Consider the following 12,701-nt stretch of genomic DNA (forward strand, 5'->3'; position numbering starts at 1 on the left):
CCGATGAGACGCCGCACCGCTCCCCCGCCGTCCCCCCTCCCGCAGCGTGAAGGAGTCGATCCGGTCCGGGTGCGGCTGCCGGGCGACGGCCCCTGGGCGACCGTGCGGGAGCACCTGGCGGAGCGGTTCGGCCCGGAGCGGGCCGGGGCCGTGGACGCACTGTTCGCGGCGGGGCGGATCGTCGGGGCCGACGGGCGGGCGGTGGCGGCGGACGCGGCGTACGTGCCGGGGATGTTCGTCTGGTTCCACCGGGACCTGCCCGCCGAGGAGCCGGTGCCGTTCCCGCTGGAGGTCGTGTACCGCGACGAGCACGTCGTCGTGGCCGACAAGCCGCACTTCCTCGCCACCACACCGCGCGGCAGCCACGTCACCCAGACCGCGCTGGCCCGGCTGCGGCGGGAGCTGGAGCTGCCCGCGCTCGGCGCCGCCCACCGCCTGGACCGGCTCACCGCGGGCCTGGTGCTGTTCACCGTGCGCCCCGAGGAGCGCGGCGCCTACCAGACCCTGTTCCGCGACCGTCTGGTCCGCAAGGTGTACGAGGCCGTCGCGCCGTACGATCCGGGGCTGGCGCTGCCGGTGACCGTGCGCAGCCGGATCGTGAAGGAACGCGGGACGCTGACCGCCCGTGAGGTACCGGGCGAGCCCAACGCGGTCAGCCGGGTCGAGCTGGTCGAGCACCGGCCGGACGGGCTCGCCCGCTACCGGCTGGTCCCGCGGACCGGGCAGACCCATCAGCTGCGGGTGCACATGAGCGCGTTGGGCGTACCCATCCTCGGCGACCCCCTCTACCCCGAGGTGACCGCCCCCGCACCGGCCGGTGACTTCCGGCGCCCACTGCAACTACTGGCGCGGGAGCTGGAGTTCACCGATCCGGTGACGGGAGCGGAGCACCGGCTGCGGAGCCGGCGGACGCTGGCCGCCTGGTCGTCGCACGACGGCCGGGGGCGCGGGCGCGCCCGGGGTCAGTAGCCGCGCCACCAGTCGAGGAAGCGCCGCCAGGCGCTCGACCGACGGGCCTGTTCGGGAGCGCCGGCCGGTGCGGGCACGGGTCGGGACTGGGACTGGGGCTCGGGCTGGGACTGGGGCTCGGGCTGGGGCTGGGGCTGGGGCTGGGGCCGCGGGACGGTCGTCGGCCGGGGCTCGGGCTGGGGCCGCGGGACGGCCGTCGGCCGGGGCTCGGGCTGGGGCCGCGGGACGGCCGTCGGCCGGGGCTCGGGCTGGGGCCGCGGGACGGCCGTCGGCCGGGGCTGGGGCTGGGGCCGCGGGACGGCCGTCGGCCGGGGCTCGGCGGGCGGCGGCAACCGGGTGGCCAGGGGCGGAGCGGCGGGTACGGCGCCGGGCGCCGGCGTGGTGCCGGGGATCACCGGGACGACCGGACGCGGCGGCGGGAGCGCACCGTGGGCCGGCCTGACCATGACGTCCTGCTGGGGCTTCGGCTCGAAGCGGACCGGCAGTTCCATGAGGTGCCGCGAGGCGATCGACGTCGTCCAGCGCAGGTCCTCCTCCGCGCAGGCGAGCTGCACGTCCGGCAGGCGCGTGAGCAGGGCGTCGACGCCGACGTCGGCGATGGCGCGCCCGATGTCCTGGCCGGGGCACTCGTGCGGGCCGCCGCCGAAGGCGAGGTGGGCGCGGTTGCCCTGCATGCTGGCGGACAGGTCGGGACGGACCCGCGGGTCCACGTTGCCGGGCGCGGGCGCGAAGAGGAGACCGTCGCCCCGGCGGATGCGCTGACCGCCCAGTTCGGTGTCCTGCTTGGCGAAGTAGGCGAAGACCGTGCTGAACGGCGGCTCGTCCCACAGGGACTGCTCGACCGCCTCCGGCACCGTCATCTGCCCGCCGTTGAGCTGGGCGAGGAACCGCGGGTCGGTGAGGACCATCCGCAGGGCGTTGGAGAGCAGGTTGACCGTGGCCTCGTAGGCGGCGAAGAGCACCAGGCGCAGGTGCTCCCGGACCTCGTCGTCGGTCAGTTCCGCCGGGTCCAGCACGAGATGGCTGGTGAAGTCGTCCTGGGGTTCGGCGCGGCGGCGGGCGGTGAGCCGGCTCAGCGCCGCCATGACGTGGGTGTGGCTGGCGATCGCGGTCCCGGTGCCCTTGAGCGCGTCCCGGGCGGCGTGGACCATACGGTCGTCGTACTCCTCGGGCATGCCGAGGACGTGGCACATCACTGCCATCGGGAGGTGCTCGGCGAACTGGCCGACCAGCTCGGCCCGGCCCCGCTCGCAGAAGCGGTTGACCAGGCGCTGGGTGGACCGGTAGATGTACCGGCGCAGACTGCGGTCGTCGATGGTGGCCATGGCGGCGGTGACCGCGCCGCGCAGCCGCTTGTGCTCGTCGCCCTCGGCGTGGGAGCAGATGGGCTGCCAGGCGATGTGCGGCATGAGCGGGTGGTCGGGCTTGACCGTGCCGTCCACCAGCGGCGTCCAGATGCGGCTGTCGCGGCTGTACTGGGAGGGCGTGCGGACCATGTGCATGTTCTCGGCGTGGCCGAGGACCACCCACATCGGCACGTCGTCGTGGAGCAGTACGGGCGCCACCGGGCCGTGTTTCTCGCGCAGTTGCTCGTAGAGGTCGTCCAGGTCCTCCGCGCCGGGCCCGTAGAGCCGGTGCAGTCCGCCGGGGCCACGGCCGTGCGCGGGGCAGCCGGGCGGCGGGTCGAGGGCGAGGTCGTGCGGACCGGTCGTCATGGGGTGGTCAGGCGTCACTGGGTCGCTCCGAAAGGGATCCGGGAGGGTCCGGGAGGTAGGGGCGGGCGGGTGTCAGGTCAGGCTGCCGGTCCGCGCGAGGTCGTGCAGGAAGCGCGTCAGCGTCATCAGCACGTCGCGGCTGGAGGCCCGGCGGCGCACGTCGCACTCCACGATCGGGACCTCGGGCGGCACGTCGAGGGCGCTCCGCAGGTCCTCCAGCGGGTAACGGGGGCCGTCGGGGAAGGTGTTGACGGCGACCACGAAGGGCACGCCGCGTTCCTCCAGTCGGCCCATGACCTCGAAGCTGACCTCCAGGCGGCGGGTGTCGACCAGGACGACCGCGCCGAGGGCGCCCTCGAACAGACCGTTCCACAGGAACCAGAACCGCTCCTGGCCGGGGGTGCCGAAGAGGTAGAGCACGACCTGGTCCGTGATGCGGATGCGGCCGAAGTCCATGGCGACGGTGGTGGCGGTCTTGGTGTCGGAGCCGTAGTTGTCGTCGATGCCGATACCGGCCTGCGTCATGGTCTCCTCGGTGGTCAGCGGCTTGATCTCGCTGACCGACCCGACCATGGTCGTCTTGCCGACACCGAAGCCGCCCACGATGACGATCTTGGCCGCCGCCGTGGTGGTCTGCGGCAGGTGGTCCTCGGCGCGTGGGCCGGGGACGGTGTCAGAGCCGTTGAAGTCCATGCATCACCGCTTCGAGGAGGGAACGGTCGGGGAGGTGCTGCCGGACGATCGGGGCGCGCGCCTGGACGAGTTCGGCCGCCAGCATCTCGGTGAGCAGCACCGTCACCACGCTGAACGGCAGGCCGAGGTAGGCCGACACCTCGGCCACCGACAGCGGGGCCCGGCACATCCGCAGCACCGCCGACTGCTCCGGAGGGGCGGAGGAGGGCGGTTCGGCGCGCGCCACGATCAAGGTGACGAGGTCGAGCGGGGCGCGTTCGCCGTCCGGGCCGGTGATGATGTACAGCCGTTCGGGGTTCTTGCCCTCCCCCTCCTTCGACGACTGCGGTGGCGGTTCCGGGACGGGGTCGCGCCGTCGGCGTTGCGGAGGCGTCATACGCTCTGCCCGTTCCGCCGGGGCGGGCTGGTCAGATGGGCACCGATCCGTACCACGAGGTCGCGCATCATGGCGCTCATCCGGCCGGCCTCGCAGCGTACGTCGGCGAGAACGGCGAGGTAGGCGTTGGCGCCGGCGGACATCATGTAGAAGTAGCCGCCGTTCAGCTCGATCATGACCAGGTTCATCTCGCCGTCGCTGGAGTGGATCTCCTGGGCGACGGCGTTGGCCAGGCTCTGGAGGCCGGCGCAGGCCGCCGCGATCCGGTCGGCGGCGTCGGGATCACCGGCGTAGCGGGCGATGCGCAGTCCGTCGGCCGAGAGCACGACGATCATCTCGATGCCCGGAACCCCGTCGTACAGTTCCTTGAGCAGCCAGTCGAAGTTTTGGCGCTGCTGGATCACGTGAGGTCCCCTTCATCGTCGGCCTCGAACCTGGCCTTGTCCTTGAGCAGATGCAGGTATGCGGTGGGATTGCGGGTGAAGTCCGTCGGGTGGTGCCCGGGAGGGGCCTCTTTCTTCAGGCCCTCCCAGAACGCCTCGAAGGCGACGCCGGGCTCCTGCCGCTTGACGCCGGGATCGGGTTCCGGTTCGGGCCGCGCGAACGGATCCGGCTCACCGGCGCGTTCGGCCGCCTGGGCGGCGTACGCCTCGCGGTAGCGCTGGCTGATCGGGATGGTGGTCTTGCTGCGGCGCTGCGGCAGGCCCTTGTCGGTCCACTCGGTGACCTCGGGCACCTCGTCGTCGTCCAGGGAGACACCCGCCGGGATCCTCGGGTTGGTGGGGCGGCGCTTCTTCGGAGGCCGCTTCGGGCTCTCGATGTTGCCGAGGTCGATCTGCGGTACGGCGGTGGCGCCGATGCCGTGGGCGAAGCCGGGCGCGGGGTCGGAGGTGACCATCTCGCTGGGCGCGATCAGTACGGCCCGGACGCCGCCGTAGGCCGAAGTGCGCAGGGAGACCTGCATGTTGAACGCTGTGCAGAGCCGGCCGACGACCGCGAGCCCGAGGCGGGGGGTGCCGCCGACGTCCTGGATGTCGACACCGGCCATGGCCTGTTCCAGCATGCGCTCGGCCTTGGCACGGGCCTCCTCGCTGAGGCTGACGCCGGCGTCCTCGATCTCGATCGCGATGCCGGTCTGCACCTCGACGGCGTTGACGTGCACCTTGCTGGTGGGCGGCGAGTAGCGGGTCGAGTTGTCGAGGAGTTCGGCGAGCGCGTGGATCAGCGGTTCGACGGACAGGCCGCGGATGTTGACCTTGGCGATGGAGTCGAGCTGGATGCGGCGGTACTCCAGGATGCGGGACATGGCGCCGCGCAGCACGCTGTAGAGCGGCACGGGCTGGGGCCAGTTGCGGCCGGGGCGGCCGCCGCCGAGCACGCCGATGGAGTCGGCGAGACGGCCGATCAGGGCGGTGCCGTGGTCGATGCGCAGCAGGTCGTCGAAGACCTCGGGGTTGCGGCCGTGGTCCTCCTCCATCTCCCGCAGTTCCGCGGCCTGTTGGTGCACGATGGCCTGGACGCGGCGGGCGACGCTGACGAACGAGCGCTGGGCGGAGTCGCGCAGGGCCTCCTCGTGGTCGACGATCTCGAGGATCGTCTTGACCACCTTGCGCTGCCCCTCACCGAGGTCGCGGTAGCCGGCGTCCACGTCGGCGAAGTGGAGCATCACCTCCCGGGGCGAGTTCCCGGCGCGCAGCCAGGCCACCGCCTGGGGGACGAAGAAGTCGGCGAGCCGGAGGTTCTGCTCCTCGTGGGCGGCGACCCGGCGTTCCAGGTTCCCGATCCGGCGTTCCTTCTCCGCGCGCATTTCCTTCAGTTGACGGCCGCGGCGCACCGACTCGGTGCCGGCGAGGACCACCAGGAGGGTGGCGACGGCTCCGCAGACGCCGACGGCCGTCCGGGCCGGGGTCGCCACCAGGGCGACGGCCGCTCCGGTCACCGCGGCCATCACTGTCGCCGGCAGCAACACCGTGCGGACGTAGGCCATTTCACGGCGACCGGGTGGGGACTGAACACTCACCATGTGGGCACCCTCTGTAGGGGATCTATCGGCACCATCGGGATATCCGGGAACAAACGCACGAATGCGCCTCAACTCGGTGCGCCGCGGGCGAGCTTAGTCCGACCGGATAACCGTCGCGCCATGTTCCGCAACCGCCTGAAACCACACCCGCACCTGGGGTAACCTCAGGCGTTTCGCACGCTCGGAGTTCATTCGCACACGCTGCGTAAAGGCGTACAGACGCGCGAAGGCCTTCGCCGGGACGGGTGAATCAGGGGGTGCGGGGCAGCCGTCGGGCGCCTCCCATGGGCAAGGCCACCCCGACGGTGTCGCGCGGCGAGGTCCGGGGCGGGGCGCGCGAGATCGGACGCGCCGTCCGGGCGTGATGCCGATCGGCCCCGGCGTACGCGGAGGGACGGCCCGCCGGCAACGCGGAACCGCCCCCGGCCCTGCGGACGGCCTCGCCGAAGTCCGGTACCTCGCCCCCGCGAGCGGGTGCGGCAGCCCGGCCGGGACGGAGGCGTCGAGGCTCCCGGCGACGGGCCCGGGCGGCGCCCCCGCACGCACTCGGTGCCCGGGAAGGCGCCCACCGGAACCGGCCCCCGCGCCCGCCGTGCGGCCCCGCCCACGGACCGTCGGCAGAACCCCGCCACCGCGTCGGCAGACCCCCCGCCACCGCCCCGTTCACGGACCCGGCGCCTTTCCTGGGGCGGCGGCACACTTCACCGACCCGGCCTCTCCACCCAGGCGGCGGCACCCGGTCCGGAACCGGCCGAAGCCACCGCTCCGGCCGGGGTTCCGACCCCGTCCGCTCAGCCCACCGACGAGTACGCCACGACGCCCCGCAGCAGTGCGTCGACCGCCTTGCGGGCGTTCCTCGCCACCGACGAACTCTCCGGGGGCGCGGCCGCCGCGATCTGCCCGAGGACGTCGATGACCTGCTTGCACCAGCGCACGAAGTCCCCGGCCGGCATCTCGACCTCCCGCAGGACCTCGTCGAGGCCCTTGCCCGAGGCCCACATGTGGGCGGCCCAGGCGAAGCCGAGGTCGGGCTCGCGCTGGCCGACGCCCTCGGTCTGGCTGATCCGGAAGTCCTCCTCCAGGGCGTCCAGCCGGCCCCAGATCCGCACCATCTCGCCGAGCGCGGCCTTGGCCTTGCCCGCGGGCAGCTTCGGCGCCATCGCGTCGTCGCCGGACCGGGCCTCGAACACCAGCGCCGAGACGCAGGCGGCGAGTTCGGCCGGTCCCAGGCCCTCCCAGACGCCGGCCCGCAGGCATTCGCTCGCCAGCAGGTCCAGCTCGCCGTACAGCCGGGCCAGCCGCTTGCCGTGTTCGGTGACCTCGTTGCCGCGCAGGTAGTCCAGTTCGGTCAGCAGGGCCACGATCCGGTCGAAGGTGCGGGCGATGGTGTTCGTCCGGCCCTCGATCCGGCGCTCCAGCTGCGAGGTGTCGCGCAGCAGCCGGTGATAGCGCTCGGCCCAGCGGGCGTGGTCCTCGCGGTCCGAGCAGCCGTGGCAGGGGTGGGCGCGCAGCGCGGCGCGCAGGCGGGCGATCTCGCGGTCGTCGGCGGCCTGGGACCGGCCCCTGCGGGCGCGCTCCGGCGTGATGTGCCCGGCCTTGGTGCGCAGCGCGGAGGCGAGGTCCCGGCGGGACTGCGGCGAGCGCGCGTTGAACGTCTTCGGGATGCGCATCCGCTCCAGCGCCTCGACGGGCACCGGGAAGTCCATCGCGGCGAGCCGCTTGACCTGCCGCTCGGCGGTCAGCACGAGCGGGCGCGGCCCGTCGTACTGGTCGAAGCCTCGATGGCCGTTGGCCCGGCCGGCGGGCAGGCCCGGATCGAGGACGAGGGCCAGTCCGGCGTACTTGCCGGTGGGCACGTGGATGACGTCGCCCGGCTTCAGCTTCTCCAGCGCCACCGCCGCCTCGGCCCGCCGCTGGGCCGCGCCCTGCTTGGCCAGCTCCGTCTCACGGTCCTTGAGTTCGCGGCGCAGCCGCGCGTACTCCTCGAAGTCGCCGAGGTGGCAGGTCATGGAGGCCTTGTAGCCCTCCAGGCCCTCCTCGTTGCGCTGCACCTGCCGGGAGATCCCGACGACCGACCGGTCGGCCTGGAACTGCGCGAAGGAGGTCTCCAGCAGCTCGCGCGAGCGGTGCCGGCCGAACTGCTGGACCAGGTTGACCGCCATGTTGTACGACGGCTTGAAGCTGGAGCGCAACGGGTAGGTGCGGGTGCCGGCCAGCCCGGCCAGGTGGTCGGGGTTCATGCCGCGCTGCCACAGCACGACGGCGTGTCCCTCGACATCGATGCCGCGGCGCCCCGCGCGGCCGGTGAGCTGCGTGTACTCGCCGGGGGTGATGTCGGCGTGCTGTTCGCCGTTCCACTTGACGAGCTTCTCCAGCACGACCGAGCGGGCGGGCATGTTGATGCCGAGGGCGAGGGTCTCGGTGGCGAAGACGGCCTTGACCAGGCCGCGGACGAACAGCTCCTCGACGACCTCCTTGAAGGTCGGCAGCATGCCCGCGTGGTGGGCGGCGATGCCCCGCTCCAGGCCCTCCAGCCACTCGTAGTAGCCGAGGACGTGCAGGTCCTCGTGGGGGATGGCGGCGGTGCGCTCCTCCACCAGGGCGCGGACCCGTTCGCGTGCCTCCTCGTCGTTGAGCCGCAGCCCGGCGTACAGGCACTGCTGGACTGCGGCCTCGCAGGCGGCACGGCTGAAGATGAAGGTGATGGCGGGCAGCAGGCCCTCGGCGTCGAGCCGCTCGATGACCTCGGGGCGCCCGGGCGTCCACACCCGCGACCGCTGTCTGCGCTCGCGCTCGCGGTCGGCCTCGCGCATGTTCCGGCCGCGCCTGCGGTCCTGGTACGACGGCCGGCTCGCCTCCATGCGGGCCAGCCGCGCGAGGTCGGGGTTGACGGCCCGGCGGTGGCCCTCGCCCTCCTCGAAGAGGTCGTACATCCGCCGTCCGGCGAGCACGTGCTGGAACAGCGGCACGGGCCGGTGCTCGGAGACGATCACCTCGGTGTCGCCGCGCACGGTGTCGAGCCAGTCGCCGAACTCCTCGGCGTTGGACACGGTCGCCGACAGGGAGACCAGGGTCACCGACTCGGGGAGGTGGATGATCACCTCCTCCCACACGGCGCCCCGGAAGCGGTCGGAGAGGTAGTGCACCTCGTCCATCACCACGTGGCCGAGGCCGAGGAGGGTCCGCGAGCCGGCGTACAGCATGTTCCGCAGGACCTCGGTGGTCATCACGATCACCGGGGCGTCGGAGTTGACGCTGTTGTCGCCGGTCAGCAGACCGACCTTGTCGGCGCCGTAACGGCGGCACAGGTCGGAGTACTTCTGGTTGGACAGCGCCTTGATGGGTGTCGTGTAGAAGCACTTCTTGCCCTGCTGGAGGGCGAGGTGGACGGCGAACTCGCCGACGATCGTCTTGCCCGAGCCGGTCGGGGCGGCCACCAGGACGCCCTTGCCGGACTCGAGTGCCTGGCAGGCCTCGATCTGGAAGGGGTCGAGACCGAAGTCGTACATCTCGCGGAAGGAGGCGAGCGCGGTGGCCTGCTCGACAGCGCGCTTACGGGCTGCCGCGTACCGCTCGGCCGGTGAGAGGTCCTCTGTCATCGTGCTTTCCACCGTACCGGGCCGCACTGACAACAGGACGATCATTATCCGGATCCACTGCCCGGGGCCCGCGTCCGCGCGGCTCAGGGCCTCACGGTGCGTCGCAGCCCGGGTGCACGGCGCGGCCGGGGCGCCGTAGGGGCGCTCCGGCCGTGCGGAGATCCGTCCCGGTGCTCAGGTCACGTCGTCGTAGCCGTTGACCCGTTCCGCGTTCGTCTGTCCGGGCAGCGCCCGGCTCGGGGTCACCGCCTCGATCTCGCCGATGTCCTCGGGGGTGAGGTCCAGCTCGGAGGCCTCGTCGTCGGCGGGGCCCAGGGCGTCCCGGCGGCGCCTGCGGCGGTCGTTCAGCAGGGAGAAGCCGGTCGCGAAGAAGTAGAGGATCCAGATCGGCCCGGCGAGCGCGAGCATCGTCAACGGGTCGGTGCTGGGCGTGGCCACGGCGGCGAAGACCGTGATGCCGATGATCATGCCGCGCCACCAGCTCATCATGCGCCGCCCGGTCAGCGCCCCGGTCAGGTTGAGCATGACCAGCAGCAGCGGCAGCTCGAAGGAGAGGCCGAAGACGAGCACCATGCGCACGATGAGGTCGAGCAGGTCGTCGAGCGGCAGCTGGTTGTCCAGGTCCGCCGGCGAGAACTCCAGGAGCACCTTCGCCATCGTCGGCAGCGTCTTGTACGCGAAGAAGGCACCGCCGAGGAACAGCGGGACGCCCGTGCCGACGAACGCGTAGGCGTACTTGCGCTCGTGCTGGTGCAGACCCGGCGCGACGAAGCCCCACAGCTGGTAGAGCCAGACCGGCGAAGCGAAGATCACACCCGCCATCAGGGAAACCTTCAGGGCGAGCGTGAACGGGGTGAGCAGACCGTTCAGGACGATGCGGGCGCAGTTGCCGCTGCTCTGCTGCGCCAGCTCCGAGAAGGTCGAATCACACCCCACCGCGGTCAGGATCGGGTTCGTGAAGAACTCGATGATGTCCTTGTAGAAGAAGGCGGCGACGATCGTCACGACCACGATGGCCAGCAGCGCCTTCGCGAGCCTGTTGCGCAACTCACGAAGGTGCTCCGCGAGGGGCATCCGCCCCTCTGGGTCCTTCTCCTTCTTGCGGGCGGACTTGAGCAACCCACGTTCCCATCTCGTGCGGCGGGCCGGAGGTCACCGGCCCTGCGTCAGCGCTTGGTCGAATCCGTCGGCTCGCTGACCGGGCGCGAGCTGGTCACGTCGCCGGGGGAAGCCTGGATGGTGCGCTGAGCAGGCGGCTGCTCGCCGTCGTTGGGCGGGCCGGCCGGGGTGGCGGTGCTGCTGCCGTCGTCCTTCATCGCCTTGGCCTCGCTCTTGAGGATGCGCGCGGACTTGCCGAGCGAGCGCGCCATGTCCGGAAGCTTCTTCGCGCCGAACAGCAGGATGATGACGACGAGGATGAGAATGATCTCGGGGGCGCCGAGCCTTCCGAACATAAGTCTTTACCTTCTCACCGAGGCGGCTGGGTGGGATTGCTGTCCGACCGGTCGGACAGTTGTCCGAACGATCGTGCTGGCAGCGATCGTAACGCTCAGGGGTGAACGTGAGGCAATCCCCGTGCGTACTCCCGGTCCGCGATCCGGGCCTCGTTCTCCGGTCCGCGACCAGCAGCGTACCTGTCGGGGCCACCGCGACGGGAGGGCGAAGTGTCCCAAAACGCATTCCGTGCGGGACTCACAGGAGGGCCACAGCGGCACTCACAGGGTGTCCACGGCCCGGGCCGCGCTCAGGGACGCCCGCTCCAGCTCCTCCGCGGCCCGGTTGATGCGCTGCGCGGAGTCCGACACCTGCCGGCCGAGACGCCGCGCCTCCAGGAAGACCCGGACGGCGAACACCGCGAGGACGGCGAGACCCATAAAACCCACGGCTACCGCGAACATCGGCCAGAACATGACGCCGAGCCTAGACCTTCCTACGGCGTGTGCAGCCGCAGGGTCCTGACCCCGCCCCCGGTGAGCAGCTCGACCACCCGCTCCCCGGCCGGCTTGCGCACGGCGGCGCCGCAGTCGGGACAGGTGAAGGAGTAGAAGGTGGTGCGGCTGGAGGCGCCGACGACCAGGCGCAGCGCACCGGCGGCGAGTTCGAAACGACCGCGGCAGTCCGGGCATCCGGCCCTGAAGACCACCGGGGCCACACTGGTCATGCCCGAGAACGCCGAGGCCACCGAGATGCCCCGCACACCGGACGTCGTCGCCGACTCGCTCACCGCTGCCGCTCCCGCCCCTCGGTCCGCTCCCGCGCCTGCCCGGCCCGCTCCGCGCCGCCCTGCCCGCCGACGGGGTCGGCGGTCCTGCCGTCCTCCGCGGCCCCCTCGGCCTCCACTCCGTCGTACGCCGCCAGCGCCTCACGGGCGGCGCGGCGGGCGCTGTCGGCGAGGTCCTGCGGCGCCACGATGCGGCCGTCGCGGCCGAGTCGCAGTGCCAGACGCCGCAGCGAGGCCGGCTCGGGCGTGCGCAGGGTGATACGCAGACCGCCGTCGGGAAGTTCGTCGGCGCTGTCGTGCGGGTAGTACTCGGCGACCCAGCGCCCGCCGGGTCCCACCTCGACGACGACCTCCGGGTCCTCGGCGGCGGGCTGGACCAGCCCCTCCGACAGGTCCCTCAGTTCGACCTCCGGCGGCGCGGCGGGCTCGTCGAGGATCCTGATCTCGGCGACCCGGTCGAGACGGAAGGTGCGGCGCGCCTCGGAGCGGCGGCACCAGGCCTCCACGTACGTGTGCCCGACGCTGACGAGACGGATCGGGTCGATCTCGCGCTCGGTGACCTCGTCGCGGGCGGGCGAGTAGTAGCGGATCCACAGCCGGCGGCGCTCGGAGATCGCCCGGTCGACGTCGGCGAAGACCCCGCCCTCGGACTCGAAGGTCACGGACAGGCGGGAGCTGGCGCCCGCCGCCTCCCCGGCCGCGGTCTCCACCTTGGCGGTGGCCCGCAGCAGCGCCTGGCGGTCGCTCTCGCGCAGGCCGGGCAGGGTCGCCACCGCACGGGCGGCCACCAGCAGCGCGGTCGCCTCGTCGGCGGCCAGCCGCAGCGGCTCGGCGGCGTCCGCGCCGAGGGCGGCCGGGTTGTGCCACCAGATCCGCTCGCCGTCGGTGTCGATGTCGAGCAGGTCGCCGCCGCGGAAGCTGGTGCCGCACATGGGCAGCACGTCGAGGTCGCAGACCAGCTCGTCCTCGGTGATCCCGAAGGCGCGGGCGACGTCCTCGATGCGTGCTCCCGGGCGCTCCCGCAGATACGTCACCAGGGAGAGCATCCTCCGGGTCTGGTCGATCGCGTTCGCCGGCCTGACCGGTTTGCCTGCCACTGTGTTGC

The 12,701-nt window shown here is 72.4% G+C and carries 12 protein-coding genes; 1 reads left to right on the top strand and 11 read right to left on the bottom strand.

The window, feature by feature from the left end; translation table 11 throughout:
• The first annotated feature begins 3 nt into the window (after positions 1-3).
• Entirely contained in the window at positions 4-969 is a 966-nt protein-coding gene (locus tag ACGFQC_RS26565) for an RluA family pseudouridine synthase (protein WP_363089198.1), read from the top strand.
• Here ACGFQC_RS26565 and ACGFQC_RS26570 read toward each other — a convergent pair.
• The 11 genes from ACGFQC_RS26570 to ACGFQC_RS26620 form a co-directional block, all read right to left on the bottom strand.
• Positions 963-2,702, bottom strand: a complete 1,740-nt coding sequence (locus tag ACGFQC_RS26570; RefSeq protein WP_393288770.1) for a cytochrome P450 — start codon at positions 2,700-2,702, stop codon at positions 963-965. The genes ACGFQC_RS26565 and ACGFQC_RS26570 overlap by 7 nt on opposite strands.
• 54 nt (positions 2,703-2,756) lie before the next feature.
• A complete protein-coding gene (locus tag ACGFQC_RS26575; protein WP_363089200.1) occupies positions 2,757-3,377 on the bottom strand; it encodes an ATP/GTP-binding protein in 621 nt (206 codons plus the stop codon).
• A complete protein-coding gene (locus tag ACGFQC_RS26580; protein ID WP_363089201.1) occupies positions 3,358-3,753 on the bottom strand; it encodes a DUF742 domain-containing protein in 396 nt (131 codons plus the stop codon). Before ACGFQC_RS26580 ends, ACGFQC_RS26575 begins: the two co-directional genes overlap by 20 nt.
• Positions 3,750-4,157, bottom strand: coding sequence for a roadblock/LC7 domain-containing protein (locus ACGFQC_RS26585; RefSeq protein WP_363089202.1), 408 nt, complete (start codon positions 4,155-4,157; stop codon positions 3,750-3,752). Before ACGFQC_RS26585 ends, ACGFQC_RS26580 begins: the two co-directional genes overlap by 4 nt.
• Positions 4,154-5,776, bottom strand: a complete 1,623-nt coding sequence (locus ACGFQC_RS26590) for an ATP-binding protein (protein ID WP_363089203.1) — start codon at positions 5,774-5,776, stop codon at positions 4,154-4,156. The genes ACGFQC_RS26585 and ACGFQC_RS26590 overlap by 4 nt, the downstream gene beginning before the upstream one ends.
• 791 nt (positions 5,777-6,567) lie before the next feature.
• Positions 6,568-9,420, bottom strand: a complete 2,853-nt coding sequence (locus tag ACGFQC_RS26595; protein WP_363089204.1) for a DEAD/DEAH box helicase — start codon at positions 9,418-9,420, stop codon at positions 6,568-6,570.
• A gap of 129 nt (positions 9,421-9,549) precedes the next feature.
• Entirely contained in the window at positions 9,550-10,494 is a 945-nt protein-coding gene (gene tatC, locus ACGFQC_RS26600; protein ID WP_363089205.1) for a twin-arginine translocase subunit TatC, read from the bottom strand.
• 47 nt (positions 10,495-10,541) lie between these two features.
• Positions 10,542-10,829, bottom strand: a complete 288-nt coding sequence (gene tatA, locus ACGFQC_RS26605; RefSeq protein WP_363089206.1) for a Sec-independent protein translocase subunit TatA — start codon at positions 10,827-10,829, stop codon at positions 10,542-10,544.
• A 261-nt stretch (positions 10,830-11,090) separates the two neighbouring features.
• Entirely contained in the window at positions 11,091-11,285 is a 195-nt protein-coding gene (locus tag ACGFQC_RS26610; RefSeq protein ID WP_363089207.1) for a hypothetical protein, read from the bottom strand.
• Between the two features lie 20 nt (positions 11,286-11,305).
• The gene (locus tag ACGFQC_RS26615; RefSeq protein WP_363089208.1) at positions 11,306-11,599 is read right to left on the bottom strand and encodes a hypothetical protein; all 294 of its coding nucleotides are present in this window, start codon (positions 11,597-11,599) and stop codon (positions 11,306-11,308) included.
• Positions 11,596-12,693, bottom strand: a complete 1,098-nt coding sequence (locus ACGFQC_RS26620) for a WYL domain-containing protein (protein WP_363089209.1) — start codon at positions 12,691-12,693, stop codon at positions 11,596-11,598. Before ACGFQC_RS26620 ends, ACGFQC_RS26615 begins: the two co-directional genes overlap by 4 nt.
• Positions 12,694-12,701 lie beyond the last annotated feature (8 nt).

The organism is Streptomyces sp. NPDC048734 (genome assembly GCF_043198675.1).
Lineage (GTDB): Bacteria > Actinomycetota > Actinomycetes > Streptomycetales > Streptomycetaceae > Streptomyces.